We start from the raw sequence: 25,537 nt of genomic DNA, 5'->3' as shown, positions 1-25,537 counted from the left end.
AGAGGCGCGGCGCTCCGCAGGCAACGCATTTTATGGAGAGGCTGCAAGGGGATACCCCCGCCGGACCTGGCCCGCCGGGGTGTATTGCCCTGTCGTCGGATCAGCGGATCTTGCTGGTGCGGCAGATTTCGAACAGGAACCAGGCGCGGTTTTCGGTCTCGTCGATCCAGTTCTCAAGCACGCTCGCCGTGGCAACATCGCCGTGCTCGTCACACAGCCCATGCACCGTGCGCATCTCGGCCAGCAGCGCGCGGTTGTCGCTGTGCAGTTCGGCCAGCATGTCCAGCGGATCGACGTAATCGGCGTTATTGTCCAGCAAGCTCTGACGGTTAGCGATATCGCTGACCGAACGCAGCGTGGTCTCACCCAGCTTGCGCACGCGTTCGGCAATCGGGTCGGTCATCGCCAGCAGCTGATCGCCTTGGTCGTCCAGCATCAGGTGATAGTCGCGAAAGTTCGGACCGCTCATGTGCCAGTGGAAGTTCTTGGTCTTGAGGTAGAGCGCAAAGACATCCGCCAGCACCCGGTTCAGCTCCGCTGCGAGGTCACGGGTGGCGTTGGCGCTCAGATCTGTCGGGGTGCCGAGTTGACGCTCAGCGGCGGTGCGCACTGTTTTCTGGTCGGTCATGTCACTTCTCCTTGGAGGTTTTGGGACGGCATCTGCCGCCATAATGGGCTCAGACAGCCAACCGGATCGGCTTGTCCTTGCCGGTAAATCTAGTAGCGCCCCGGGGCCGCCGCATCGCATACCTACGTTTGCTTGAAGCGCTTTTTTCGGCCCCTGTCAGCGGGATAGCGGGGGGCACAGTCTGCCACCCCCGCACAACTTTCCTCAGAAAAACGTCGGAATCGGGCCATCCTGAGGCGTCGTGTTCGGCAGCTCGACCTGCACGTCATCGATGTAGCACCAGCCCCAGCCCTCGGGCGGGTCGTAGCCCTCGATGATGGGATGGCCAGTGCTGTTGAAGTGCGCGCGGGCGTGGCGATGGGGCGAGTCATCGCAGCACCCGACATGGCCGCAGTCACGGCACAGCCGCAAATGCACCCAGTAACTGCCGATCTTCAGGCACTCCTCGCAGCCCTTTGCACTGGGCGTCACGATGCGGATCGTTGACGTGTGAGAGCAGCTCATAGCGCATCCTCCTTGGTTTTTGCGGCAAACATGGCGTGGATCTGCGACACCACGGCGGCCCCTTCGCCGACCGCCGAGGCAACCCGCTTGGTCGAACTGGCGCGCACATCGCCGATGGCGAAGACGCCCGGCATACTGGTTTCAAGCGATTGTGCGCCTTGCCCCGTGATGACAAAGCCCTTGGCATCGGTGTCGACACAGTCCTTTGCCCAGTCTGCATTCGGGTCGGCGCCGATAAACAGAAAGACATGACGGATGTCGCAGCGGCTCAGGGTGCCATCGGCGCGATTGCGCAGCGTCACCGCATGAAGCCCGCTCTCGCGGTCGCCCTCCATCGTGGCCAGCTCGGACCCGACGTGCAGTTCTACATTGGGGAAAGCCTCAATCCGATCAATCAGATAGCGCGACATCGTCTCGGCCAGCGGGCGGCGCACGACCAGATGCAGGCGTTTGACCTGCGGCGCCAGAAAGGCCACCGCCTGCCCGGCGGAATTGCCGCCGCCCACCAGAACAACCTCTTCTCCCGCGCAGAGCCGCGCCTCGATCGCCGACGCCCAGTAGGACACGCCGGCCCCCTCGAAGGTCGCAAGGTTGGCCACGTCGGGGCGGCGATAGCGCGCGCCCGAAGCGATCACCACCGCGCGCGCCTGCACCTGCCGGTCCCCCGAACAGGTCAGAGCTAGATGGTCGTCCTTGCGCTTCAGCTGGTCGACGGTCACCGGAATGGCGATTTCCGCGCCGAACTTCAGAGCCTGATTGTAGGCCCGCCCCGACAGGGCCTGTCCGGAGATCCCCGTTGGAAAGCCAAGATAATTCTCGATCCGGGCCGAGGCCCCGGCCTGCCCACCCATGGAACGTTCGTCCAGTACCAGCACCGACAGCCCTTCCGAGGCGGCATAGACCGCCGTCGCCAGCCCGGCAGGGCCGGCCCCGACGATCGCGACATCGTAGAGCCGGTCGGCGTTCAGCTCCGGCACGATACCAAGACAGCTGGCCAGCTCTACATCGCTTGGCCGACGCAGGATTTGCCCACCCGGACAGACGACCAGCGGCAAATCCTCAACCGGGACACCGCTGCGCTCGACCAGAGCGCGCCCTTCTCCCTCCAGATTGACGTCGAGCACCAGGTTCGGCTGGCCGCTGCGCGTCAGAAAGTTCTGCAGGCGCAAGATGTCGGGGCTGCTGGGGGCCCCGATCAGGATCGTGCCCGCACCGCCCTGCCCGATCAGCGTCACCCGCCGCAGAATCAGGGCGCGCATCATGATTTCACCGATATCGGCCGAGCCGATCATCAGCGCGCGCAAATGTGGCGGATCAAACGGCAGGGCAACGCAGCCCTCCGGCCCCGCACGGCCCGACGCTATCGTGGGGTTGCCCGACAGCTGGTTGACCTCGCCGGTGAACTGGCCAGCGCCATGCGAGGTGACAGGGGCCTCCGAGTTCAGACCATCGCGGCGCACGATGTCGATCGTTCCGGACAGAAGCACCCACGCGGGGGCGTCCCGCACCCCCATGACATAGACGGTTTCGCCCGGCGCGAACCGGGTTTCCGGCCCGCTGGCGAACCGCCGTGCAATCGCAATCTGCGCCGGGGTGAGGACGGGAAACTTCTGATGGTCCCGGTCTGTATCGGTTGTCATGGTGTGGTCCTCAGCATTCAGGGTGCGCGCGCGATCACGCGCCTGAGCAGCAGTTTCCCCCGAAACAGGCCGCACGGCTATCATACGCAAGTTTGCCTCTTCCCCTGCCGACTGCCGCTGTTGCCTGCCCCTGCGCCCCGTAAACCCACGTATGATGGCAAGCGCTGCCCGGATTGCGCAGAGTCGTGTCATCCCTTGACCTTGCAGGCTGGAGCCGGGAATGCGCCCCACAGATACCGAGACCGCTCTCCCCTCTCCTGTCGCTGGCCAGCTTCGGCCACCGCCCGGCGGGCCCAGCCCTGCCGACGAAGCCAATCACCGCATTGCCAACAATCTGCAGCTCGTCTCGGCACTGATTTCCGGCGAAGCCCGCATCCTTGAAAGCCATGAGGCCCGAGAGGCGCTCTACCGTATGCAGGCGCGCATCACCGCCATCGCCAATGTGCATCGCCTGCTGCAGGGCTCTGGCACCGATCAAAGCGTTGACCTGCAGGATTTTCTGGAGCGGCTCTGTGCGCAGTTTGCCCAATACTGCCCGGATCACCGGCGCCTGATCCTGAGAGCCGTGCCGGTTGCGGTGGGTGCCGAAGCCGCCACACTTATCGGCATGCTGGCCACGGAGTTGGTCACCAATGCCTGCAAGTTCGCCTATCAAGCGACGGAACCCGGCGACATCTTCATCACCCTCGGCACGCTTGGCGGCGCTGGATACCAGCTGACCATCGAGGATCATGGCTGCGGCGTGATCGGCCGCACGCAGGGCACTGGGCTGGGGCAACGGCTGATCGACAGCACGGCGCAGCAGTTGGGTGGCGTCGCGACCTGGGAAGATGCCGCGCCCGGCCTGCGCTTTCGCCTCTCCATTGCGCAGAGCGCTGCATGACCGGACCGACACGCGACCTGCACCGGGCAGACGAAGCGCCCGGGCGCAGCACCTCACAGGCAGCAAGGCACAAGGCGGGTGCCGAGAACAGGTCACCATCGCCTTTTGCCACGACCGCGCTTGTTGCTGTGGCCATGTCGCTGGCGCTTGGCATCTTCGCGCTCGACGTGCTCAGCCCGCTGCAGGGCGCAGTAGCGGTGCTCTATACGATTGTCGTGATGATCACGACGCGCACGGCAAGCCGGCGCATCGTACTGGCGACGGGTGGCATCTGTGCGCTGCTCGCTGTCGCGGGGTATGACATCGCCCATAGTGATGCCCCCGTGGGATCGCCCGCCGTGCGCCTTGGCGTCAGTCTGGTGTCCATCCTGGTGACAAGCCTGCTGAGTGCCAGCCAGATCGCCACCGCCGCCGCCGCCGAGCGCGCCGATGCGCTCTATGCGACGATCTTCAATGCCGCCGGCTTTCCGATCTGGGAATCCGACTGGTCCTGCGCTTACAGGATGCTGAAGGCAGGGGTGCCCGCCGATGTCGCCCTGGTCAAGCGCGCCGGTAAGGTTGCCATGCTGCGCAACGCCAATCATCAGGCGGCGCAATTGTTCGGCTTTCGCAGCCGCAACGATCTGATCGGCAGCAACATCCTCCATCACCAGACGCTCGCGACACAGGCCTGTCTGGCGCAGATCTTTGAGCGTTTGCTGGCAGGGGAAAGCCCCGTCGAAGCAGAGGTGCAGTTGCTGACAGCCGTCGGAGATCTGGTCGATGTCGTCCTGCGGGTCTCGCTGCCGCCGGATGATCACGGCTGGCAGCGGGTGCTGGTCACGGCGCTGGACGTGACCGAGCGCAACCGCGCACAACAACGGCTGGCGGATTCCCGGGCAGAGCTGGTGCATATGTCGCGGGTGATGACGCTCGGCCAGATCGCGGCGTCGATTGCGCATGAGGTCAACCAGCCGCTGACCGCCATCATCACCTATGCAAAGTCCGGTCGTCGCTGGATGGCCCGTAAGGAACCGGACTACGGCGAAGTCACGAATTGTCTGGATCAGATCGCCGCGAACGGCAGCCGCGCCGCCGAAGTGATTGCCCGGATCCGCGACCTCGCGCGCAAGTCCGACCCGGTGCAGGCCGCGATTGATGTGCACGCCGTGCTGGCGGACACCGTGATGCTGTTGCAGCGCGATCTGAACGCGGCCGAGACCCGCCTGCACATCGCCCTGCCCGACACTTTGCCGCCGGTCCATGCCGATCGGGTGCAATTGCAGCAGGTGCTGATGAACCTGATCATGAACGCGCAGCAGGCCATGGCGGACACGGCCCCCGAGGACCGCAATATCTGGATCGAGGGGCAGAGTGACAGCGCCCATATCGAGGTCAATATCAGCGACTGCGGCTCGGGCCTGAAAGGGGCAGACCCGGAAACGCTGTTCAACCCGTTTTTCACCACCAAGGCCGAAGGTATGGGGATGGGGCTGACGATCTGCCGCTCGATCATCGAACAGCACGGCGGCACGCTGGTTGCGGGGGCAAATGCGCATGGCGGTGTCACGATGCAGTTTCGCCTGCCGCGCAGGAGCTGAGAACGGGCGCGCGGATGACAGAGGTGAACGCCTGCGGCTGAGGCCGGAGGGCGAGGCTCCGCCTGGCCACAGACCTGCTGAGGAGCCCCCTGCGCGACGCACCGAGCAGACGCCTGTCATTGGGATGCAGGCCCGGGAGCGGGCGCAAAGGTGCGGGGCACCTCCCCCAACTCAGCATCTCGATCCCCTGCGGCCATGTCCCCAGCCCCGCCGATGGCGCATCTGGTGCGCTTGGCCCTGAGCCTAGACCTCGCGGAAGACAGCATTCCGGCGTATAGCATTTAGGTATGATAGTGCGGCGGGCCCCCGCGCGGTACGCCTCCTGAACCGGGCGACGAGCGCCGGGTGATCGGAGTTTGCGAATGTCCCTCCCCCTACTGATTGCGATTGTCGATGACGACCCCGGCGTGCGCGGTAGCGTCCACAGCCTGTTGCGCTCGGCCGGGCTGGACGGTGTCGGGTTTGCCGCTGCCGAGGACCTGCTGGCCTATGACACCCCACGCGACCTCGACTGCATCGTCACCGATCTGCACATGCCAGGCCTGTCGGGCATTGAGTTGCAGGAGCAGCTCGCGCTCAGACACTGGCACACACCGCTGATCCTGATGACCGCCTATCCGACGGACATGGCGCGCCAGCTGGCCATGAGCTCGGGCGCCGTCGACTTCCTCACCAAGCCCGTCGACCCCGATGCCTTGCTGCATGCGATAGAGGAAGCGACCCTCTGACACCGCCGCCATGGCATTGCTGCGCATCGGCGCGAAAGTGGTGCCTCAGTCCTCGGACCAGACCAGCTCGCCTTCCCAGATATCACGCTCCACCATCTCGGCAGCGACCTTGAGCGTGACCTTTTCGACCGCCGCACAGGCACGGGTCTGCACCACAGCCCGGTTGCGGACCAGATACACCGGGCGCGAGATGACTGGATCGATGATCGGCGTCTTGATCATACGGCCCGCCGTCACGAAGTCATGACAGGCCGCGGGCGCAAAGATCGAACATCCCGACCCGCGCGCCACCAGCTCCTTGATCTGGGTCATCGCGTCCAGCTCGGTCACGACATTGAGGCGCACTTTCGCCTCGGCCGCCGCCTTTTCGATGATGCGGCGCAGCCCGTGCGGCTCTCCCGGCAGAACCAGCTCTATCCCCTCAAGGTCGCGCAACGGCACCGGGGTCCCGGGGGGCGTTTGCAGCGGCCAGTTGTCCGGCGCGGAAAAGAAGAACAGCTTTTCGTTCAGCACATGGGTGATCTGAAAATGCTCCGCCCCGTTGAGATCGTAGAGAAAGCCGATCTCGACCGTGCCGTCATCAACCCAGGTCTTGATGAAACCGCTCATCGCTTCGCTGACCCGCAGGCGGACGTCGGGCAGCTCGATACGGACGGTTTCGGCCAGCGGTACCGACATCACCATCGAGACGGAAGGCGGCATTCCAAAGCGCACACCACCCGCGATTTCCGCCGACAGATCGCGCATCTCGCTGAGGCAGGTGTTCAGGCTGGTGCAGATTTCAACCGCATGGCGCAGCAGCACCTGCCCCTCGGCCGTAAGCGTAGAGCCACGCGGAGACCGCGCCACCAGCCGCACGTCCAGCTCCTTCTCCATGTTCGCAAGGTGCTGCGACAGCGAGGGCTGGGCGATATGCAACTGACGCGCGGCCAGCGACAGCGACCCCGCCTCGGCAATCGCGATAAAGTACTTCAATTGCCGGATATCCAAACTGCGCCCTCCCCAGACGGTTATCTGCGCGAACTGCCTTTGCCCCACGGGTCACAAACAGCGCTTCAGACCTCAGTGCACAGCGGCATACATGATTTTCTCTTCGCTGGCCTCCTCGATCGAGAATTCTTCGACAACGCGGCCCAGACGCGACACCAGAATGCGATCCGACAGGCTGAGGATTTCCGGCAGGTAGGATGAGATCATCACCACCGGCAGACCGCTTTCCGCCAGATCGTTGATCACCGCGTGGATTTCAGCGATGGCACCGACGTCAACGCCGCGCGTCGGCTCGTCCAGAATGATCAGCTTGGGCTTTTGCACCAGCGCTTTGGCCAGAACCACCTTCTGCTGATTGCCGCCCGACAGTTCGATCACCTTGGAATCCGTGTCGATCGCCTTGACGTTGAGCTTTTCGGTCCAGGTTTTCGCCAGCTCGGCCATCTCGGAATAGCGCACCACCGCATGTTTGTTCAGATCCGCCCCGATCAGCCCGGAGTAGATGTTCTGTGCGATGGATTTCGTCTCGAAGAACCCCTCCAGCTTGCGATCCTCGGTCACGTAGATGATGCCGTCGCGCACCGCAGGGCGTGGCACACGGTAGCGCACAGGCTTGCCGTTCAGGCGCACCTCTCCGCCATGGAAAAAGTCGCGCTTCAGCACGCCCGCGATGATCTTGAAGGTCTCGGTCCGGCCCGACCCGATCAGCCCGAACACCCCTGTCACCTGCCCTGCAAAGACCGAAAACGACGTGTTGCGCACCATCGAGCCCATCGACAGGTTCTGCGCCGACAAGACCCGCGTGCCGGCCTTGCGCGCCCGGCGCGGCGTCCCCTCGCCATGGATTGCGTGGCTCAGGGTACGCCCGACCATGTGGCGCACGATACTGTCGCGGTCAAAGGCCGAGACCTCATCCGTCACCACCAGCTCTCCGTCACGCAAAATGGTGATACGGTCGGAGACCTGCAGGGCTTCTTCAAGCGCGTGACTGATGAAGATGATTGACACGCCCTTGGCCTTGAGCCGGTTCACCAGCTCGAAAAAGTGGTACTTTTCCTCAGGCGTCAGGGTGGCGGTGGGTTCATCAAAGATGATGACGCGGGCGTTGTGGCGCACCGCGCGGGCGATCTCGACCATCTGTTTCTTGGCGGCGCCAAGCGTCGAGACCAGCGCCGTCGGGTCGACATCAAAACTGAGCGACTGCAGGAACTGCTGGGCCGAGATGTAGAGCCCCCGCAGCCGGTTCAGCGGCTTTTCATTGCCCAGCTCAAGGTTCTGGGCGACGGTCAGCGATGGCACCAGACTGGTTTCCTGAAACACCATGGCGACGCCCGCCTCCAGCGCCTCTTGCGGGCTGGCAAAGTGGACCTCCTTGCCGAGGTAGACCACCGTGCCAGAGGTCGGGGCATGCACCCCGGCGATCATCTTGGTCAGCGTCGATTTCCCGGCACCGTTTTCGCCCAGCAGCGAATGGATCTCGCCGGGGTGCAGCGCGAAGGTGACGTTGCGGATGGCGAAGTTGCCATGGAATTCCTTGGTCACGTCGCGCAGTTCGACCACAGGTGTCGTCATGCCGTCTCTCCTGTCTCTGTCAGGTCGATGGTCAGGATTTCGCCGCAGCCGCGCCCGGCCAGCCAGAGCTGCCCGTCGTGTTCCAGTGCAGCGGTGAGCCCATGGCGTTTGCCCCCGGCGCGGCTGTGGTAGCTGTTGCGCGGGATGAAGTTATCGGCCAGTTCCGCCACCAGACCGTAGGACAGCGTTGGAGCCCATGGCTTGAGAATCCCCATCTGTTTCAGCGCGCCCCCCTGCATCGGTTCCTGAAAGCTGACGCCGCTTTGGTATTTCGGGGCCACCCAATGCGCTGGATCAAGGTCGCGCAGCATCGCGGTGCGATAGGCATCCTCGCGCAGCACGAACTCGATCAGCGGGCTGCGCGGGGCGAAGATGCACAGCCAGTAGCCACCGCCATGCCGGGCAATCAGGCGACCGGGATAGCCGGGGATCTGGTCCAGCAGCACCGCTGTGCGCCCGTCCGCCCCGATCCCGACCAGTTGCGAGGCCCAGGCCTCGGACACCACGACCGAGCCGTCAGGCTGCACAACGATGCCCGCCGGATAGCCCAAATCCTGTCGCAGGATCCTGACCTCTCCCGAGCGGGGATCGGCCAGACCCACGCTGCCTGTGCGGTTCTTTTCCATCAGGTCGCGGCGCCAGTTGTCCGGGCCATACAGCGCTGATCCGGTGCAGAACCAAAGAGCGCCCTCTGCCGCGAAGGCCATCGCGGTGACATGGCTGATCGTTTGGTTAAAGCCCGGCGTCACATCCGCAAGCGCCGCGTCAAAGACCTGTATCCCGCCCTGCAGCGTCGCCACGGCCATCCGGTTGCCATGTGTGGCAAGGGCCGTGATATCGGATGCGAAGGTCACCATCAGAGGCCCGTTTGCATCACAAAGGAACGCACCATCAGACCAGATCGGACGGCCTTGCCAGAGCACGATATCGTCGGGTCGGTCTGCTGCGATGCCGTTTGGAAGGTCATCCAGCCGGTTGTTCGGCTTCAGCCCTCCGTCCAGCGGCGGCACCGTGACAGCCGCCTGACCGCGCCCGAGAAAGCGGTCAAACATGGCAAACATGCGGCTCATGCGGAGGCTCCCTTCTTCTTGCCCCAGTAGCTGGCAAAACCTGTCCAGCCTTCATCGCGGTCTGACAGGCGGATGCGCCCGATGCGGTTGTTGGTGATGCCGCCCAGATACAGCCAGCCCTTGTGTTCGCGCATCGAGGTGATCATCGGATGGTTGGCAGCACGGCGATCCCAGAGGGTTTCCTGCACCTCGCCCGCATCATCGAACCGCGCAACGCAGCCGATGTTGAGGTTGGGATAGAGCCACTGGTCCGCCGCGATCCGCCGCGCCATCCGCTTGCGAAAAGCCGGCATGCCAAGAGCGAGGTCCAGCGCCGGACTCCGCATCCCCATCAGAGCCACCCAGTAGGTGCCATCCGAGGCGCGGTTGATGTTGTCGGGATACCCCGGCAGGCGATCGACCAGAACCTCGGTCGTGCCCTTCTTCGGGCCCTCCAGCCAGTAGCGGTTGATCCGGCAGGCCCAGCTTTCGGCAAACAGGATCGACTTGCCGTCATGCGCCGTGCAGATCCCGTTCGGGAAGGTCAGGTTGCGCAAGACTGTCGTGGTCCGCCCGGTTTTCGGGTCATGGCAGATGATGCGCCCGTTGCCCCGGCTTTCCAACGCGTCGACCGGCCAATCGTGCATCTCATAGCGCACCGTCGCTTCGGAGAAGTAGATCTTGCCGTCAGGGGCGATATCCAGATCATCGGCCAGTCGCAGGCGGCTGTCATCGACCACCGAGAACAGCGAGCGGTTCGTCTCGTCCGTGACAAGGCTGACGCTGCGATCCGCTTTGGTGATCTTGTAGAGCCCCATGCCGCCGACGCAGACCAGCAGATTGCCTGCAGGATCAAAGGCCATCCCGAGGGGCGAGCCACCGATATGGGCATAAACCTCGTGCCGGGTATAGTCGGGCGGGAAATAGCGGATGATGTCGCCGTGCCGGTTGCCACTGTAGAGGAAATCCTCGTCGTCCAGGATCACGTCCTCGGGGCTCTCGACTTCGCCCTGCGCGATCACCTCGACAGCGTTCAGGCGGTCATTCAGCGCGAAGGGGCCGCTGTTGGTGGGCCTCGGCTCCGGCATCTCGACCAGAGTGGGCGAGACGTAGACCTTGCTGAGCAGTTTCTGGCGGTTTTTCATCCAGCGCACGTCGATGAAGACGGCAAACAACAGCGCCAGCCCCAGCACCATCGGGCCGGAACCGCTGTTGAGGCCAAGGCGCAGCACGCCATTGGTCAGCACCAGCACCGTCACCGCCCCCATCAGCGCCTTGGAGACCGAGCCGCGCCCACCCCCCAGACTGTTGCCGCCCAGGATCGCCGCCGTCAGGGCCGAGACTTCAAGCCCGATGCCGGTGTCCGACCCTGCCCCGCTGAGCCGCGCGGCATAGAGCACCCCGGCCAGACCGACCAGCATCCCCGAGACGACGTAGGCGGAACACACAAGCCGGCGCACCGGCAGCCCCATGTTGTAGGCCGAGCGGCGCGACCCGCCGATGGCCAGCAGCCGCCAGCCCACGCCAGAGCGGCTGAAGACGATATGGCCGATGATCGCGACGACGGCCAACACGATGAAACTGAACGGAAACACCCATGCTCCGCCCATCCCCATCGCGTCCCAGAGGGGCGAGGAATAGAACGACATCGACATCTGCTGGGCATATTGCAGCAGCAGCAGATCGACGATGGCCCGTACGATGATCAGCGTGACCAGCGTGGTCAGAAAGGCCCGCAGGCGCAGATAGCCCACCAGCAGCCCGTTCACCAACCCGACTGTGCCGCAAATCAGCACCACCAGCAGCGCCGCCAGCCCGACCGGCAGATCCGCGATGTTGAGGAAATACAGCATCATGAAGTTGCCGAGCGCGAAGTTCGACCCGACCGAGAGGTCGATCCCGCCGACAAGGATCACCGTCGTCATGGCCAGCACGACCAGCGCCAGCTCTCCGTACTGGCGGGCGAGGATGCCGATATTGCTGCCACCGTAGAAATTCGGCAGCAAGGCCCCGAAGATGATTACGGTGATCACCATGATGGTGAAGGGAATGGCGTTGTCGATCCAGTTTTTCGACAGGATCTCTCCGACGACATGGTCGGGGAACCAGCGATATCGCCATTTTTTCAGGGTGTTTGTCAGCGACACGTCAAGATCCCTCCCGAGGGGCAGTGCAAGGATTATCGTGGAAAAGAGTCGGACGGGGCGGCCCTGGCGCGCCCCGTCCGGTCAGGCTCTAGCGCAGCATCGCGGCGTATGTCTCCGCGTCCCAGCAAGAGGCCGCGTCGACGTTCTCTTTGGTCATCTTGTAAGTGGGCGAGAAGATCTGCGTCTTGGTGTTGCCACCGCCACCGTTCTGCAGCGCGATCATGATCGCGGTCCAGGCGTCGCGGCCCATGCCGGGCGCGTCATAGTTGTAGACCACATCAAAAGTATCGTCGCGGATCAGGTCACAGGTGCTCTTGGCGCCGCCACCCGAGGTGATCACCATCACCTTGTCGGCCATGCCTGCCTGCTTGACGGCAGCCCCGGTGCCAATCGCCTGGCCATCCCACATGTCGAGGATCGCACAGAGGTCGGGGTTTTGCTGCAGCACGGTTTCGGTGATCGCGCGCGCCTTGGAGGCATCCCAGTCCGCCGCCTGGCTTGAGACGACCTCGATCTCGGGGTGTTCGTTCAGCACTTCCATGATGCCCTGCACCTGGAAATAGCTGACGCCGCCGGTCAGCACGCCCTGCACGATCGAGATCTTGTGCGAGGTATCGGTGCCCTCTCCGCAGGTCTCGACCGCCAGATTGGCGATCTTGTGGCCCATGTCGACATAGTCGGGGCCGACGTAGGCATCGGTCTGCACCGCGCCCTGCATGTTCATCTGCACCACCGCGATCCCTGCCTTGTTGGCCTGCATCAAAAGGCGCGCCAGCGACTGGGTGTCGGGGTTCTGGGTCACGATGACGTCGGGGTGTTCAGCGATCAGCGAGGTCATGCCCTGCGACATCGCGTCCGTAACCCAGTTCGGGTCCTGCACGGTGAACTTCATGCCGTAGCGTTCGGCCTCTTCCTTGACGACGCCGCCCCAGGCCTGCGCCAGATCAAAGCCTGCGGAAATGGGCAGATAGGCAACCCATTTGCCCTCAAGCGCCTCAAGCGCCGGGCCACGGAACGGATCGCTAGGATCCTGCGCCTGTGCCGCCGTCGCAAGCCCGAGTGTCAGGGCCGCACAGGCCGCCGCTTTCGTGAAAGTCCTCAGTGTCATGGTGTCCTCCTCCTCCGGTTTCTTCTGTCGTGAAATGAGATCAGATGTCGCCCTGCTGGCCGGTCTGTTCGTCGCGCGGGTTCAGCACGCTGTCCGCGATGACGGCCATCAGCAGAATGATGCTCTTGATGACGTTCTGAATGGTGTACTGGATGTCCATGATGGTCATGCCGTTCACCAGCACCCCGATCAGTAGCGTGCCGACGATGACGTTGCGCACCGTACCGCGCCCGCCCGACAGGCTGACCCCGCCCAGCACGACGATCAGGATGACGTCGTAGATCATGTTGGAATTGACGATCCGGGTGTTCATCGACTGCACCGCTGTCGCGGTGATCAGACCAGCCACGAAGGCCGCCGTCCCGCTGAGCATGTATTGCAGCACGATCGTCGGGCGCACCGAAATGCCAGTGATGCGCGCCGCCGTGGCGTTGTCGCCGATGTTGTAGGTATTCCAGCCGTGTTTGGACAGCTTCAGGAACAGATACACCAGCACGGCCAGGATCACCGCCAGCAGGATCGGGATCGGAATGCCCGCCAGCCGCCCCTGCCCGATCTGCGACGCCCAGCCAAAGGAGGCGGGCAGATAGACCACGTCGGTGCCGGTGATCAGGTTGGCCCGCCCGAAACCATAGATGAAACTGCTCATCGCGAGGGTGGCGAAGATCGCCGAAATCTCGGCATAGGCGACCAGCAGACCACAGATCAGGCTCATCGTCAGGGCAAAGGCAAATCCGATAGCCAGCGCCGGACCAAGGCCCATGCCATTGCCCACCAGCTGGATCGTCCAGGCGACCGAAATCGCCATGTTCGCCACCATCGAAAGGTCGATGCCACGCCCCAGCACGACGATCAGCATCCCCAGCCCGAGGATCCCCAGAACCGAGACGCTGCGCAGCAGAGCCAGCAGGTTATTCGCGCCGAGAAAGCCGTTGAGAAAAACGGCGAAGATCAGGAACATCGCCACCGTAATGGCGAAGACGATCTTTTCCTGACTGAGGGCTCCGATGGACATTGTCCGTTTCGTGGACTGCTTCATTGATTGCGGGCCTCCCCTCCCGTGATCGCGAAACATCTTTCGATGGTCGACCTTGGGTCACTCCGGGCCGGGCGCGGTAATCCAAAATTCCTATCGCCGCCATGTGATGCGCCTATCCCGTCCCATGCCGGCGAAACGCCAAAAGACCCCGCGTGGCCCGGAGGCAGCGCAGGGCATGTTTGAGGGCAACAACTCGGCTCAGGCTCGATGTGCCCGGGTTGCGGGGTCAGGCAAACAGGATATCGCTCAGCTGGGATGCATCCGGAGCGTCAGGCAATCCCGCCACGGCGGACCATAATGGCCCAGAAACCTCGGCCCCGAGCAGCGTCGTGGACTTGTCCCGCAAGCGGCGTTGCACTTCTTCGGCGGGGCCGGTCTGCATCAGGTCGTGAAAGGCCTCCGTCACGCCGTCCGACGTGGCCACGCTGACGCGGGCCTGCATGTCCGTCAGCGTCGGGTCGCCGATCACACTGACCCTGTCACGCAGCGCCATCAGGTCGGGCCGCTGGGTCATGGCGTCGCTATAGGTGTCCAACGCCGCTGTATCGACGCCTGTCAGAGCCATTGCAGCGGTCAGGCGATAACTGAACTTCGCCCCGAGGCCGGTTGTGGGCGCGGGTTGATTGCACACCGCCAGCCAACGTGGATGCGTATAGATCGTGATCGAGGTCGCAGTTTCGCCCGCGATGTTCAGCGACCCAATCGCCTCAAGCATCGCGTGCAAGCCGTGACAACAGGCGTGGAACTTGTAGGAGACGTCGGGAAACACCCATGCGTCCCCCAGCCTGTCAAAAGCCGCCAGGCGCGCCAGTCCGGCATGGGTCGGGCCGAAACCCTGCGCGCCCTCCAGCGCCTCGGGCGCAGACGTGACGCCCTGCGCGGCGAGGATTGTACAGGTCACGCCGACCTCGGCGGCAAAGCCGGCATTCAGCGGTTTGCCCATGGTCCCGAACTGGCTTTTCAACCCTGCCGCACGGGTCGCCGTCAGGCCAAGCGCCGCAGCCATGGCCGCTGCGTCCAGCCGCATCAGGCGTCCTGCGGCGATTGTCGCGCCAAAAGCGCCCGCGGTGCCGGTCTGGTGAAACCCAGCCTCGTAGTGCGCGCGGCCAAGCCAGTCGCCGATGCGGCACGACAACTCAAGCCCTGCGGCAAGTGCGGTGATCAGCTCAGCCCCCGTTGCCCCAACGGACTGCGCCACGGCGAGGGCGGCAGGCGCCACGGCCACGCTGGGATGGCCGATGTGCAGGAAATGCGTGTCGTCATAATCCAGCGCGTGGCTGGTGGCGCCATTGACCAGCGCAGCTGTGCGTGCGCTGGCGCGCCCCCCGCCGAACAGACCCGACGGCCCGGCATTGCCCTCATCCAGCGCCAGCGCGCGGGTGCGCTGCGCGACAGGTTCGTCCCGGCCCGCAAGGCCGACGCTGGCCCAGTCGAACAGAGACGACAGCACGGACTGCCGCATCGCCTCTGTCAGGGTCACGGGGCCGGCGGCCCAGGTGGCAAGATCGCTGGACAGGGACATTCAATAGCTCCGGGGCAGGCCGAGGACGTGTTCGGCAAGGTAGGACAGGATCAGGTTCGTCGAGATCGGCGCGACCTGATAGAGGCGGGTTTCGCGGAACTTGCGCTCCACATCGTACTCCTCGGCAAAGCCGAAGCCGCCGTGGGTCTGCACGCAGGCCTCTGCCGCCGCCCAGCTGGCCTCGGCCGCCAGCATCTTGGCCATATTGGCTTCGGCGCCGGGGTTTTCCTCGGCCTCGTATTTGCGGATCGCTTCGTGCAGCATCAGCTCGGCCGCGCGCATCCGGGCATAGGCCTGCGCGATGGGGAACTGAATGCCCTGGTTCTGGCCAATCGGACGGCCGAAGACGACGCGCTCATTGGCATAGGCCGTGGCCCGGTCGATGAACCACTTGGCGTCGCCGATACATTCGGCAGCGATCAGGATGCGTTCTGCGTTCATCCCCGACAGGATATAGCGAAAGCCCTTGCCCTCTTCCCCGATCAGATTTTTCGCCGGGACACGGACGTTGTCAAAGAACAGCTCGGTCGTGGCATGGTTCATCATGGTGCGGATCGGGCGGATGGTCAGGCCGTTCTCCTTGGCCTCGCGCATGTCCACCAGCAGCACCGACAGTCCCTGCGTGCGTTTTTCCACTTGGTCGATCGGCGTGGTGCGGCAGAGCAGGATCATCAGGTCCGAATGTTCCGAACGCGAAATCCAGATCTTCTGCCCGTTGACCACGAAGTCATCGCCGTCGCGGCGCGCGGTGGTGCGCAGGGCGCTGGTGTCGGTTCCGCTGGTCGGCTCAGTGACCCCGAACGACTGCAGGCGCAGCGACCCGTCAGCGATCTGCGGCAGATAGGCCTGCTTCTGTGCCTCGGACCCGTGCCGCAGCAAGGTGCCCATGGTGTACATCTGCGCGTGACAGGCCCCGGCGTTGCCGCCCTGACGGTGGATCTCCTCCAATATCACCGCTGCGGCAGAGAGCGGCAAGCCAGAGCCGCCGTATTCCTCGGGGATCAGCGCCGACAGATAGCCCGCCTCGGTCAGGGCGGTGACGAAGCTGGTCGGATAGGCACGCTCTTCGTCCAGCTTGCGCCAGTAGCTGCCGGGGAAATCCTGACACAGCTTGCCGACGGCATCGCGAATGTCTGCGTGGAGGTCGATATCGGCCATGGGAGCGTCTCTCTCGGGTTCAGTCGGTCAAAGGGGAATGGCGCGGGTCTGGAACATCCAGAGCGCCATGGGCTGGGCCAGCGCAAAGCCTGTGCCCTCAGGCGCGGCATGGGTCGCAAAGGACTGCGCCACGTCAGCGCGGTTCAGTTCGATCATCGCGTCACGCTCGGGCTCTGCGGCGCGCAGAAAGGCCAGAAACGCCTCCAGATCCGGAAAGTGGCTGGGGCGGTCGTAGCGCTGGTGATCGATCTGAGTGCAGGTCTCAGCCTGTTGCAGATCGTCAAGGGCACGGAGCGCGGCGGCACGGATCGCGGTCTCGTCATCGACCGGGCGCATCGCCTCGAAAAAGCTGCCCTCCGCGAGGGGTTCGACGACGATCAGCACGCCACCGGGGCGCAGCGCACGCAAGGCCCCGCTCAGCGCATCCGCCATCGCCGGTTCGGGCACATGATGCAGGGCGTTCAGAAACACCGCCGCGTCGAAGTTGCCGTCATCGAACGGCAAAGCCTCGGCAGTCGCCACGGCAAACGCGGCGTCTGTGAAACGCGTCTTCGCCTGCGCAATACGGTCGGCCTGCGGGTCGACGCCGGTCATGCGGAAACCGCGTTTGGCCAAAGCGCCCGACAAGGCACCATTGCCGCAGCCGATGTCCAGCACCCGGTCCGCGCCCTGCAGCGCGTCGATGATCCGCTCCAGCGTCGGATTAGCCATGGGCGGCACCGAATTCACGCCGCACACGGTCTCCGTCGGCGTCCAGCGCCGGCACGGGACCAAAACTGGGCAGCTCACCGTCGACAACGGCCCCCGGCGCAAGCAGGCGGACAGGGCCTGTCGGCGTCGCCACCTCGACAAAGCGGTTCTGCGGGTGGTGGGCCAGATCCTCCATCGTGTTGACGCGGCCGTTGGCGATCCCCGCGTCCTCAAGCATCTGCGCCACGCGGTCGCGCGGGATTGCCGAAAAGGCCTGTTCGATCAGCCCATCAAGCGCAGCGCGATTGGCGACGCGGGCGGAATTATCGGCATAGCGGGGGTCATGCGCGATCCCTGCATCCCCCAGCATCTGTTCGCAAAACCGCAGCCATTCCCGTTCGTTCTGGATCGAGAACAGCACCTGCTTGCCATCCGCACAACTATAGGCCCCGTAGGGTGCAATCGTCGGGTGGCTGAGGCCATTTCGGTCCGGCGATTTGCCGCCATAGGCAAATTGCAGATAGGGCACGTTCATCCAGTCAGTCAGCGCATGGAACAGGCTGACCGAGATATGCCGCCCCTTGCCCGTGCGGCTGCGTGCATAAAGCGCCTGCAGCACCGACTGATGCGCCGTCATCCCACAGGCGATGTCACAGACCGAAACCCCGACACGGGCCGAGCCTTCGGCATTGCCGGTGATCGCGGACAAGCCGCTTTCAGCCTGGATCAGCAGGTCATAGGCCTTGCGATCGGCAAAGTCGCCCTCATCCCCATAGCCGGAAATCGACACTGTGATCAGTCGTTCGTTCATCGCGCGCAGGCGCGCAGGATCAAAGCCGAGCCGGGTGATGGCACCGGGGGCGAGGTTCTGGATAAAGACATCCGCCACCTGCAGCATCCGCTCCATCACCGCCTTGTCGGACTCCTTGCGCAAATCGAGGATGACGGATTCCTTGCCCCGGTTCAGCCAGACGAAATAGGCGCTTTCGCCGTGCACCAGCTGGTCATAATTGCGGGCGAAATCGCCCTCCTCCCGCTCGACCTTGATGACACGTGCGCCCGCTTCGGCCAGACGACCCGACAGGTAAGGCGCGGCCACGGCCTGCTCCAGTGACACAACGAAAAGTCCTTCCAGATCGTCCTGCATGACGTGCCTCTCCGTCGTTGTTGACTGCTTGGGGTCAAAATGCACTTCGGGATGCGCCCTGCAAAATAGCTAATCCTTTTGGGGGGTATCGGGGAAAAGTATACCTCCCTCATCGCGCCGCGCCTTTAGGCTGGCGGGGCCGCGGCCACATCTCCAAGGACCCCCTTCATGCCATTTGACCGGATTGCCCTGCCCCTGTTCGTCCCTGCCACCCGCATGGACAGATTTGCCAAGGCCAGCCGCAGCGGAGCGGACGCCGTGATCGTCGACCTTGAAGACGCTGTCGCCCCCGACGCCAAGGACAAGGCCCGCGCCAGCCTTCTGCGCGACATGCCGCAGCACCCGGAGTGTCCGGTTCTGGTGCGGATCAACGCCGCCGACAGTCCCCACTTCGACGCCGACGTTGACGCCTGCCGGGGGCTGCCACTGGTCGCCATTGTGCTGCCCAAGGCCGAAGACCCGAAGGTCTGCGCCGATCTCAGCGCGCATACAGGCCTTCCCGTCGTCGGCCTGATCGAATCCGCCCGTGGCCTGCACCATGTTCACGCGGTCGCGCAGGCCTGTGCGCATCTCGCTTTCGGTTCCATCGATTTCGCAGCCGATCTGGGACTGGCGCATGACCAGGCCCCACTGCTGTTTGCCCGCGCGCAGATCGTCCTTGCCGCCAGGCTGAACGGACAGGCCGCACCCTGGGATGGCGTCACCATGGCGGTGAATGACGAAGCGGCGATCCTGCAGGATTGCCGCCACAGCGTCGCCATGGGCTTTGGCGGCAAGCTGATCATCCACCCTGCCCAGATCGCCCCGGCGCGGCGCGGCTTTGCCCCCACCCAAGAGGAGCGCGACTGGGCAGAGCGGGTTCTGAACGCGACCCGCACCTCGGCTGCGGCAATCAAGGTCGACGGTCAGATGATCGACGCCCCTGTCATCAAGCGCGCCGAGGCGATCTTGGCGCGGGGGACAGCCGCATGATCACGGAAGGCCACCTGATCGACAGCGTTGCCGAGGCGCTGCAGTATATCTCCTACTACCATCCGCCCGATTTCATCACCGCCATGGCCGAGGCCTATGCGCGCGAGGAAAGCGACAGCGCCCGCAACGCGATCCGCCAGATCCTGATGAACGCCCGCATGGCCGCCATCGGGCACCGGCCCATCTGTCAGGACACCGGCAGCGTCAACGTCTTCCTCGACATCGGCGTGCAGGCTCCGCTGGCTTGGAGCCGCACCCCGCAGGAGATGGTCGACGAGGCAACGCGGCGCGCCTATGCGTTTGCGGCGAACCCGCTGCGCGCCTCTATCGTGACGGACCCGCTGGGCACACGGCGCAATACCCGCGACAACACCCCGGCGATGCTGCAGACCGAGATGGTCGCGGGCAGCTCGGTTTCCGTCACTGTCTCCGCCAAGGGCGGCGGGTCCGAGAACAAGGCGAAGTTCGCCGTGCTGAACCCCTCGTCCTCAGTCGCGGACTGGGTGGTTGAGACGGTCGCGGGCCTTGGCGCGGGCTGGTGCCCCCCGGGGATGATCGGCCTCGGTGTTGGTGGCAGTGTCGACAAGGCAATGGCCATGGCCAAGCGCGCCCTGAACGATCCCATCGACATCACCGCGCTGCGCCAGCGTGGCGCCGAAACCGCCGAAGAACACCTGCGGCTTGAGCTTTACGAGCGTCTGAACGCGCTTGGCATCGGGGCGCAGGGTCTGGGCGGGCTGACGGCGGTGCTCGACGTCAAGATCCGCAGCTTTCCCACCCATGCCGCCTCTCTGCCCGTGGCGTTGATCCCGAACTGCGCCGCCACGCGTCACGTGCATTTCTCGCTGGATGGCTCTGGCCCTGCCAGCTTTAGCCCGCCCGATCTCTCGCTCTGGCCCGACCTGGGCGAGGCGGCGGTGACCGGGCGGCGTGTCGATCTGGAGGCGCTCGACGACGCGCTGTTGCAGTCGCTGTCCCCCGGCGACACGCTGCTGCTGTCGGGCCGTCTGTTCACCGGACGCGACGCCGCACACCGCCGCATGATCGACGGTCTTGCCAAGGGCGATCCGCTGCCGGTCGACCTGCGTGGGCGGGCGATCTACTATGTCGGCCCCGTCGATCCAGTGGGCGATGAGGTGATCGGCCCCGCCGGCCCCACCACATCGACCCGGATGGACAGGTTTACCCGCCCCTTGCTTGAGGCGTCTGGCCTGAAGCTGATGATCGGCAAGGCCGAGCGCGGCGCCGAGGCGATTGCCGCCATCCGCGACCACGGTGCGGTCTACCTGATCGCCGTGGGCGGCGCGGCCTATCTGGTGTCCAAGGCGATCAAGAAAGCCCGCCCCGTCGCCTATCAGGACCTCGGGATGGAGGCGATCTACGAGATCGAGGTGGAAGATATGCCGGTCACCGTGGCGGTAGATACCAAGGGCAATTCCATCCACCAAAGCGGCCCGGCCCGCTGGCGCAGGCCATAGCGGCCCGCGCCCAAACCGTCAGACCGTGCGGCCACCGTCAACTTCCAGCACGACGCCGGTGATAAAGTTGGCCTCGTCCGAGCCGAGATAGAGCGCCGCATTGGCAATATCCTGCGCTTCGGACAAGCGCCCCAGCGGAATGGTCGAGATGAACTTCTGACGGTTTTCCGGCGTGTCCGGCATGCCCATGAACTGCTCCAGCAGGCCGGTCGCGCCCATCACCGGGGCGATGCAGTTCACCCGGATCTTGTCGGGCGCCAGTTCGACCGCCAGCGATCGGGTCATCAGGTTCACCGCGCCCTTGGAGGAGTTGTACCACGTCAGCCCCGGGCGCGGCCGGATACCGGCGGTCGAGCCGATGTTGATCATCACGCCCGCCCCCGCCGCACGCCACAGCGGCACGCAGGTCTTGGTCATGTGAAAGATCGACAGAACGTTGATGTCGTAGATCTTGCGGAACGTCGCTTCGTCCGTGTCCATCAGCGGGCTGTTGGGATTAGTCCAGCCCGCGTTGTTCACGACGATGTCCAGCCCGCCGAAGGTGTCGTTCACCTCCTTCACGGCGGCGGCGACATCCTCGGCCTTGGAGACATCGCATTGCACCGCGATGGCGCCGTGACCAAGGGCCTCGGCGACGGCGCGCGCGCCCTCGATGTTCAGATCCACCACAGCAACGCGCGCGCCCTCCCGCGCGTAGGTTTCCGCGATCCCCTTGCCAAAGCCCGATGCTGCCCCGGTGATGAGGGCCCTTTTGCCATCCAGTCTCATGTCCACTCCTCCTGTGAATGCCGCCTCAGCCGTGATTGTTCACGACAGTCTTGATCTGGGAAAACTCGTGCAGCGCGGCAAAGCCCTTTTCGCGGCCATGCCCCGACTTGCGGATACCGCCAAAGGGCAGCTCGACCCCGCCGCCCGCGCCGTAGCCGTTGATGTAGACCTGCCCGCAGCGCAGGGCCTTGGCGACGCGCATCTGGCGACCGCCGTCGCGGGTCCAGACGGCGGCGATCAGGCCGTAGTCGGTGCCGTTGGCAATGGCGATCGCCTCGGCCTCATCCTCGAACGGAATGACACAGAGCACGGGGCCAAAGACCTCCTCCTGCGCGATGCGCGAGTGCGGTGCACAGGGGCCAAACATCGCGGGGGCAACATAGTAGCCGCCACTGGGCATACCGTCGCGCACCGACCCACGGGCGATCAGCGGCGCGTCCGCCTCGGCAATATAGCTCTCAACCCGTTTCTTCTGCTTGGCACTGATCAGCGGGCCGAGCACGGCATCATCGCCGGAATCCGACGCGGCAATGCCTTCAAAGCGCGCCTTCAACTCAGCCACCACACGGTCATAGATGCCGCGCTGGATCAGCACCCGCGTCCCCGCCGAGCAGGTCTGCCCGCCGTTCTGGATCACGGCGTTGACGAGCACCGGCAGCGCGGCCTCCAGATCCGCATCCTCGAACACGATCTGCGGTGACTTGCCGCCCAGTTCCAGCGTGCAGCCGATGAAGTTCTTTGCCGCTGCCATCTGGATCATCACCCCAACCTCGGGCGAGCCGGTGAACGAGATAAAGTCGATCCGATTGTGATCGGCCAGCGCCTGCCCCGCGACGTTGCCGCGCCCGGTGACAATGTTGATTGCGCCGGGGGGAAAGCCGACCTCGACCGCGAGCTCAGCGATGCGCAGCGCCGACAGGCAGGCATCCTCGGCCGGTTTCATCACCGTGGCATTGCCCATGGCCAGAGCGGGCGCGAGAGAGCGGCCGAACATCTGCGCGGGATAGTTCCACGGGATGATATGGCCGGTGACGCCATGCGGTTCGCGCTGCACCTGCACGTTGTAGCCCGCAAGGAAGGGAATGACCTCGCCATGCACCTTGTCCGCCGCGCCACCGTAGAATTCAAAGTACCGCGCGGTGACGATCATGTCGGCGCGCGCCTGCTTGATCGGTTTGCCGTTGTCGCGGGTTTCCAGCTGAGCCAGTTCCTCGGCGTGCTCCAGGATCTTGTCGCCGAGGCGCAGCATCAGCCGCCCCCGCTCGGCCGCTGTCAGCTGCGACCACGCTCCGCCATCAAAGGCAGCGCGGGCGGCCTCGACAGCCGCGTCGACGTCAGAGGCATCACTGTCGGCGATCTGCGCGAAGGCCTCGCCATCCAGCGGCGACAGCACCTCCATCACCCTGCCCGAGCGCGCGGGCACCCACTGGTTGGCAATCAGGTTCATCGGTGCCGGTATTTTCAGGGCCGGGATCTTCAGGTCTGTCATGGGATCAGCTTCTTTCATGCGGGGGTGCGCTCTGCGTCCAGCGTGCCTGCGGCAACCTCACCCCGCTCGATCACCAGCGTGCGGTCCGCAAAGCCACGCAGCAGCGCGGGGTTGGATTCGGTGATGATCAGCGTGACCGAACGGTCGGTGTCACGCAGGGTGCGCAGCGCCTCGGCGTAGCGCTGCGCCAGCGCCGGGGCGAGGCCCTGAAACGGCTCGTCCAGCATGATCAGTTTGGTCCCCAGCATCAGCGCCCGCGCCAGCGCCACCATCTTGCCCTGTCCACCCGACACCGCCCCGCCGGGTCGATCCGTCATGGCCTTGAGTTCGGGCAGGATGTGGTAGGCGCGCTCAAGCCTGCGCCGGGTTTCGCCCTTGTCGAGGCCAGCAGCCTGTGCGGGCAGCAGGATGTTTTCCTCGACCGTGAAGGCTGAAAACAGGCGGCGATCTTCGGGCGCATAGCCAATCCCCAAAGCGGGGCGTTTCGGCGGATGCAGGGCGGTGACGGGCGCGCCCTCAAACAGGATCTCGCCCCGCGTGACCTTGGTGAAGCCCATGATCGTGCGCAGCACGGTTGTCTTGCCCGCGCCATTGCGCCCGATCAGAGCGACGGTTTCCGCGGCCTGCAGGCTGATATCGACGCCGCGCAGGATCGGGATAATGCCGATCGAGGCATCGAGGGACTTGAGCTGCAGCATCACGCCACCTCTCCGATCACGTCCCGGATGACGTCGGGGTGCTCCAGGATTTCGGCAGGCGCGCCACGCAGTTGCACGTTGCCCGCATTCCACACGGCCACCTCATCCGCATATTTCTGCACGATGCCCATGTCATGCTCGACAAAGACCGAGGTGACCTTGGCCTCGGCCAGCGCGGTGATCAGGATCTCCATGATGCCATCCTTTTCCGACGAGGCGACGCCCGAGGTCGGCTCATCCATCAGCAGCAGGCGGGGTTTCAGCGCCAGCGCGACGGCGATGTCGATCAGCTTGCGCTGGCCCTCCGACAGCTCGACCACGAGGCGGTGCGCGACATCGGCGCAATTCACCATCTCAAGCAGATGCAGCATTTCGTCCCGCGCCGGGGTGTCGTGCAGATCGATCAGAGGGTTGCGCATTCCATCGCGCGCAGCCGCCGCGATCAGCAGGTTTTCCAGTGCGGTGTGTTCAGTGAACAGCTGCGGGATCTGAAACGCCCGCGCCACGCCGCGCTGCACGATCTTGCGCGGCGGCAGGGCGGTCACGTCTTCACCCTGAAACAGCACCTGTCCTTTGCGCGGCTTGATCCAGCCGGTGCAGATGTTCAGAAAGGTCGTCTTGCCCGCGCCATTGGGGCCGATGATGGCCAGGTTGCGCCCGGCCTCGATCTTTAGCGACACATCATTGGCGGCGATCACACCGCCGAAGGTGATCGTCAGATTGCGGGTTTCCAGCAGCGGAGTGGTCATTTCGCGTCCTCCTTTACGGCGCGGCCGGCCAGAGATCCGAAGATCCCGATCAGACCGCCCGGCGCGAACAGGATGATGATCAGCAGGAAGGCCCCCAGCAGCATCTGCCAGATGTCCCCGGCGTAGGCGCTGGCATAGGTGCGCACGATCTCGTAGATCAGCGCCCCGAGGAACGCGCCCCGCACCGAACCGGCCCCGCCCAGAACCGCGATGAACACCATCTCGGCCGAGCGGACCCACCAGACATACTCAGGCGTCACGGCCCCCTGAGCGACGCCCATCAGCACCCCTCCAACGCCACACAGCAACGCCGACAGCAGATAGCCCGACAGCAGCGCGCGCCGCGGCGACACCCCGAGGTATTCCAGACGCGTCTCATTGGTTTTTATCGTCTGAAAGATCTGCCCGACGGGCGAGGCGAACCAGCGGATCGTGACCCACCCCAGCACCACCATCAGCACAATGGCGAGGTAGTAGAGGATCAGCTCGAACGGGCCCCGCTCCAGCGCCATGCCAAGCACGGTCGGGCGCGGCAGGCGGATGCCGTCGGCACCGCCGGTGATGTGATAGAACTTCTCCAATATCGACCAGAAGATCATCGAGAAGGCGAGGTTCAGCATGCCAAAGAAAATGCCGCGATAGCGCACGACGAACAGCCCGACGCAGAGCCCCGCAAGCAGCGCGCCCAGTGTGCCGACCAGCAACAGCAACGCCAGATCGGCCCCCGGTATTGCCGCCATCAGGAAGGCGCAGGCATAGGCCGCGATCCCGAAGAACAGCGCGTGCCCGAAGGAAACCTGACCCGCGCGCAGCAGAACGGTGACGCCAACGACCGCCAGCCCCTTGGCCAGCGCGAAGGTGACCAGCAGTTGCAGCGACGGCACGGCAAAGGGCACGGCGGCCAGCAGGACCACTCCGACGATCCATAGCATGGATTTCGGGTGCTTCGGTGCGTCGGTCTTGGGCGCAGTGGATACGGATGACATCTTCGCTGTCCC

At 64.5% G+C, this 25,537-nt stretch carries 23 protein-coding genes; 5 read left to right on the top strand and 18 right to left on the bottom strand.

Going from position 1 to position 25,537, the window contains the following annotated elements:
• Positions 1-100: 100 nt before the first annotated feature.
• The 3 genes from F3W81_RS18845 to F3W81_RS18835 all read right to left on the bottom strand — a co-directional run bounded on the left by F3W81_RS18845 (position 101) and on the right by F3W81_RS18835 (position 2,772).
• Positions 101-628 carry a Dps family protein gene (locus tag F3W81_RS18845; protein ID WP_193080989.1) on the bottom strand — a complete coding sequence of 176 codons (528 nt, stop codon included), beginning with the start codon at positions 626-628 and terminating at the stop codon, positions 101-103.
• A 204-nt stretch (positions 629-832) separates the two neighbouring features.
• Positions 833-1,132, bottom strand: a complete 300-nt coding sequence (locus tag F3W81_RS18840) for a UBP-type zinc finger domain-containing protein (RefSeq protein WP_193080988.1) — start codon at positions 1,130-1,132, stop codon at positions 833-835.
• Positions 1,129-2,772 carry an FAD-dependent oxidoreductase gene (locus F3W81_RS18835; protein ID WP_193080987.1) on the bottom strand — a complete coding sequence of 548 codons (1,644 nt, stop codon included), beginning with the start codon at positions 2,770-2,772 and terminating at the stop codon, positions 1,129-1,131. The genes F3W81_RS18840 and F3W81_RS18835 overlap by 4 nt, the downstream gene beginning before the upstream one ends.
• Before the next feature lie 220 nt (positions 2,773-2,992).
• Here F3W81_RS18835 and F3W81_RS18830 point away from each other — a divergent pair, with 220 nt between their 5' ends.
• The 3 genes from F3W81_RS18830 (at position 2,993) to F3W81_RS18820 (ending at position 5,963) form a co-directional block, all read left to right on the top strand.
• Complete coding sequence (locus F3W81_RS18830; protein ID WP_193080986.1) at positions 2,993-3,655, top strand: sensor histidine kinase; 663 nt, start codon at positions 2,993-2,995, stop codon at positions 3,653-3,655.
• A complete protein-coding gene (locus F3W81_RS18825) occupies positions 3,652-5,235 on the top strand; it encodes a sensor histidine kinase (protein ID WP_193080985.1) in 1,584 nt (527 codons plus the stop codon). Before F3W81_RS18830 ends, F3W81_RS18825 begins: the two co-directional genes overlap by 4 nt.
• Positions 5,236-5,597: 362 nt before the next feature.
• The gene (locus tag F3W81_RS18820) at positions 5,598-5,963 is read left to right on the top strand and encodes a response regulator transcription factor (protein WP_193080984.1); all 366 of its coding nucleotides are present in this window, start codon (positions 5,598-5,600) and stop codon (positions 5,961-5,963) included.
• A 45-nt stretch (positions 5,964-6,008) separates the two neighbouring features.
• Here F3W81_RS18820 and F3W81_RS18815 read toward each other — a convergent pair whose 3' ends face one another.
• The 10 genes from F3W81_RS18815 to F3W81_RS18770 all read right to left on the bottom strand — a co-directional run bounded on the left by F3W81_RS18815 (position 6,009) and on the right by F3W81_RS18770 (position 18,385).
• Entirely contained in the window at positions 6,009-6,953 is a 945-nt protein-coding gene (locus tag F3W81_RS18815) for a LysR family transcriptional regulator (protein ID WP_193080982.1), read from the bottom strand.
• Positions 6,954-7,025: 72 nt separating this feature from the next.
• Positions 7,026-8,525, bottom strand: coding sequence for a sugar ABC transporter ATP-binding protein (locus F3W81_RS18810; RefSeq protein WP_193080980.1), 1,500 nt, complete (start codon positions 8,523-8,525; stop codon positions 7,026-7,028).
• A complete protein-coding gene (locus F3W81_RS18805; protein WP_193080978.1) occupies positions 8,522-9,595 on the bottom strand; it encodes an SMP-30/gluconolactonase/LRE family protein in 1,074 nt (357 codons plus the stop codon). Before F3W81_RS18805 ends, F3W81_RS18810 begins: the two co-directional genes overlap by 4 nt.
• The gene (locus F3W81_RS18800) at positions 9,592-11,721 is read right to left on the bottom strand and encodes an ABC transporter permease (protein WP_193080976.1); all 2,130 of its coding nucleotides are present in this window, start codon (positions 11,719-11,721) and stop codon (positions 9,592-9,594) included. Before F3W81_RS18800 ends, F3W81_RS18805 begins: the two co-directional genes overlap by 4 nt.
• Before the next feature lie 88 nt (positions 11,722-11,809).
• Complete coding sequence (locus F3W81_RS18795) at positions 11,810-12,829, bottom strand: sugar ABC transporter substrate-binding protein (protein ID WP_193080974.1); 1,020 nt, start codon at positions 12,827-12,829, stop codon at positions 11,810-11,812.
• 40 nt (positions 12,830-12,869) lie between these two features.
• Positions 12,870-13,844, bottom strand: coding sequence for an ABC transporter permease (locus F3W81_RS18790; protein WP_193080972.1), 975 nt, complete (start codon positions 13,842-13,844; stop codon positions 12,870-12,872).
• Positions 13,845-14,094: 250 nt separating this feature from the next.
• A complete protein-coding gene (locus tag F3W81_RS18785) occupies positions 14,095-15,390 on the bottom strand; it encodes an MmgE/PrpD family protein (protein WP_193080971.1) in 1,296 nt (431 codons plus the stop codon).
• Positions 15,391-16,548 (bottom strand): acyl-CoA dehydrogenase family protein, encoded by a 1,158-nt coding sequence (locus tag F3W81_RS18780; RefSeq protein WP_193080969.1) that lies wholly within the window; start codon positions 16,546-16,548, stop codon positions 15,391-15,393. It abuts the gene before it with no gap.
• A 27-nt stretch (positions 16,549-16,575) separates the two neighbouring features.
• The gene (locus F3W81_RS18775; protein ID WP_193080967.1) at positions 16,576-17,259 is read right to left on the bottom strand and encodes a class I SAM-dependent methyltransferase; all 684 of its coding nucleotides are present in this window, start codon (positions 17,257-17,259) and stop codon (positions 16,576-16,578) included.
• Positions 17,252-18,385, bottom strand: coding sequence for a CaiB/BaiF CoA transferase family protein (locus F3W81_RS18770; RefSeq protein ID WP_193080966.1), 1,134 nt, complete (start codon positions 18,383-18,385; stop codon positions 17,252-17,254). The genes F3W81_RS18775 and F3W81_RS18770 overlap by 8 nt, the downstream gene beginning before the upstream one ends.
• Before the next feature lie 168 nt (positions 18,386-18,553).
• On the opposite strand from F3W81_RS18770, the gene F3W81_RS18765 reads away from it, so the two are divergent.
• Together F3W81_RS18765 and F3W81_RS18760 are read left to right on the top strand one after the other, a co-directional pair.
• Positions 18,554-19,357: an HpcH/HpaI aldolase/citrate lyase family protein gene (locus F3W81_RS18765; protein ID WP_193080964.1), complete on the top strand. Its 804-nt coding sequence runs from the start codon at positions 18,554-18,556 to the stop codon at positions 19,355-19,357.
• Positions 19,354-20,835, top strand: a complete 1,482-nt coding sequence (locus tag F3W81_RS18760; RefSeq protein ID WP_193080962.1) for a fumarate hydratase — start codon at positions 19,354-19,356, stop codon at positions 20,833-20,835. The genes F3W81_RS18765 and F3W81_RS18760 overlap by 4 nt, the downstream gene beginning before the upstream one ends.
• An 18-nt stretch (positions 20,836-20,853) precedes the next feature.
• Here the strand turns inward: F3W81_RS18760 and F3W81_RS18755 are convergent, their stop codons facing one another.
• The 5 genes from F3W81_RS18755 to F3W81_RS18735 are packed head-to-tail and all read right to left on the bottom strand — an operon-like array spanning position 20,854 to position 25,525.
• Positions 20,854-21,603 carry an SDR family oxidoreductase gene (locus F3W81_RS18755; protein WP_193080960.1) on the bottom strand — a complete coding sequence of 250 codons (750 nt, stop codon included), beginning with the start codon at positions 21,601-21,603 and terminating at the stop codon, positions 20,854-20,856.
• Positions 21,604-21,628: 25 nt separating this feature from the next.
• A complete protein-coding gene (locus tag F3W81_RS18750; RefSeq protein WP_193080958.1) occupies positions 21,629-23,110 on the bottom strand; it encodes an aldehyde dehydrogenase family protein in 1,482 nt (493 codons plus the stop codon).
• Positions 23,107-23,790, bottom strand: a complete 684-nt coding sequence (locus F3W81_RS18745; protein WP_193080956.1) for an ABC transporter ATP-binding protein — start codon at positions 23,788-23,790, stop codon at positions 23,107-23,109. Before F3W81_RS18745 ends, F3W81_RS18750 begins: the two co-directional genes overlap by 4 nt.
• Positions 23,790-24,539 carry an ABC transporter ATP-binding protein gene (locus F3W81_RS18740; protein WP_193080954.1) on the bottom strand — a complete coding sequence of 250 codons (750 nt, stop codon included), beginning with the start codon at positions 24,537-24,539 and terminating at the stop codon, positions 23,790-23,792. Before F3W81_RS18740 ends, F3W81_RS18745 begins: the two co-directional genes overlap by 1 nt.
• The gene (locus F3W81_RS18735; protein WP_193080952.1) at positions 24,536-25,525 is read right to left on the bottom strand and encodes a branched-chain amino acid ABC transporter permease; all 990 of its coding nucleotides are present in this window, start codon (positions 25,523-25,525) and stop codon (positions 24,536-24,538) included. The genes F3W81_RS18740 and F3W81_RS18735 overlap by 4 nt, the downstream gene beginning before the upstream one ends.
• Positions 25,526-25,537 lie beyond the last annotated feature (12 nt).

Origin of the sequence: Pseudooceanicola spongiae (genome assembly GCF_014899185.1) — a bacterium.
Taxonomy (GTDB): Bacteria; Pseudomonadota; Alphaproteobacteria; order Rhodobacterales; family Rhodobacteraceae; genus Pseudooceanicola; species Pseudooceanicola spongiae.
Note: the sequence above shows the minus strand (reverse complement) of the source record. Positions and strands in the feature narration are given on the sequence as shown.

Bases quoted from the DNA above. Each gene is read 5' to 3' on its own strand.
- F3W81_RS18820 (WP_193080984.1), top strand. From the start codon at position 5,598: ATGTCCCTCCCCCTACTGATTGCGATTGTCGATGACGACCCCGGCGTG.
- F3W81_RS18840 (WP_193080988.1), bottom strand. From the start codon at position 1,132: ATGAGCTGCTCTCACACGTCAACGATCCGCATCGTGACGCCCAGTGCA.
- F3W81_RS18750 (WP_193080958.1), bottom strand. From the start codon at position 23,110: ATGAAAGAAGCTGATCCCATGACAGACCTGAAGATCCCGGCCCTGAAA.
- F3W81_RS18755 (WP_193080960.1), bottom strand. From the start codon at position 21,603: ATGAGACTGGATGGCAAAAGGGCCCTCATCACCGGGGCAGCATCGGGC.
- F3W81_RS18760 (WP_193080962.1), top strand. From the start codon at position 19,354: ATGATCACGGAAGGCCACCTGATCGACAGCGTTGCCGAGGCGCTGCAG.
- F3W81_RS18845 (WP_193080989.1), bottom strand. From the start codon at position 628: ATGACCGACCAGAAAACAGTGCGCACCGCCGCTGAGCGTCAACTCGGC.
- F3W81_RS18805 (WP_193080978.1), bottom strand. From the start codon at position 9,595: ATGAGCCGCATGTTTGCCATGTTTGACCGCTTTCTCGGGCGCGGTCAG.
- F3W81_RS18740 (WP_193080954.1), bottom strand. From the start codon at position 24,539: ATGACCACTCCGCTGCTGGAAACCCGCAATCTGACGATCACCTTCGGC.
- F3W81_RS18745 (WP_193080956.1), bottom strand. From the start codon at position 23,790: ATGCTGCAGCTCAAGTCCCTCGATGCCTCGATCGGCATTATCCCGATC.
- F3W81_RS18830 (WP_193080986.1), top strand. From the start codon at position 2,993: ATGCGCCCCACAGATACCGAGACCGCTCTCCCCTCTCCTGTCGCTGGC.
- F3W81_RS18775 (WP_193080967.1), bottom strand. From the start codon at position 17,259: ATGGCTAATCCGACGCTGGAGCGGATCATCGACGCGCTGCAGGGCGCG.
- F3W81_RS18795 (WP_193080974.1), bottom strand. From the start codon at position 12,829: ATGACACTGAGGACTTTCACGAAAGCGGCGGCCTGTGCGGCCCTGACA.
- F3W81_RS18790 (WP_193080972.1), bottom strand. From the start codon at position 13,844: ATGTCCATCGGAGCCCTCAGTCAGGAAAAGATCGTCTTCGCCATTACG.
- F3W81_RS18810 (WP_193080980.1), bottom strand. From the start codon at position 8,525: ATGACGACACCTGTGGTCGAACTGCGCGACGTGACCAAGGAATTCCAT.
- F3W81_RS18835 (WP_193080987.1), bottom strand. From the start codon at position 2,772: ATGACAACCGATACAGACCGGGACCATCAGAAGTTTCCCGTCCTCACC.
- F3W81_RS18825 (WP_193080985.1), top strand. From the start codon at position 3,652: ATGACCGGACCGACACGCGACCTGCACCGGGCAGACGAAGCGCCCGGG.
- F3W81_RS18765 (WP_193080964.1), top strand. From the start codon at position 18,554: ATGCCATTTGACCGGATTGCCCTGCCCCTGTTCGTCCCTGCCACCCGC.
- F3W81_RS18735 (WP_193080952.1), bottom strand. From the start codon at position 25,525: ATGTCATCCGTATCCACTGCGCCCAAGACCGACGCACCGAAGCACCCG.
- F3W81_RS18770 (WP_193080966.1), bottom strand. From the start codon at position 18,385: ATGCAGGACGATCTGGAAGGACTTTTCGTTGTGTCACTGGAGCAGGCC.
- F3W81_RS18780 (WP_193080969.1), bottom strand. From the start codon at position 16,548: ATGGCCGATATCGACCTCCACGCAGACATTCGCGATGCCGTCGGCAAG.
- F3W81_RS18785 (WP_193080971.1), bottom strand. From the start codon at position 15,390: ATGTCCCTGTCCAGCGATCTTGCCACCTGGGCCGCCGGCCCCGTGACC.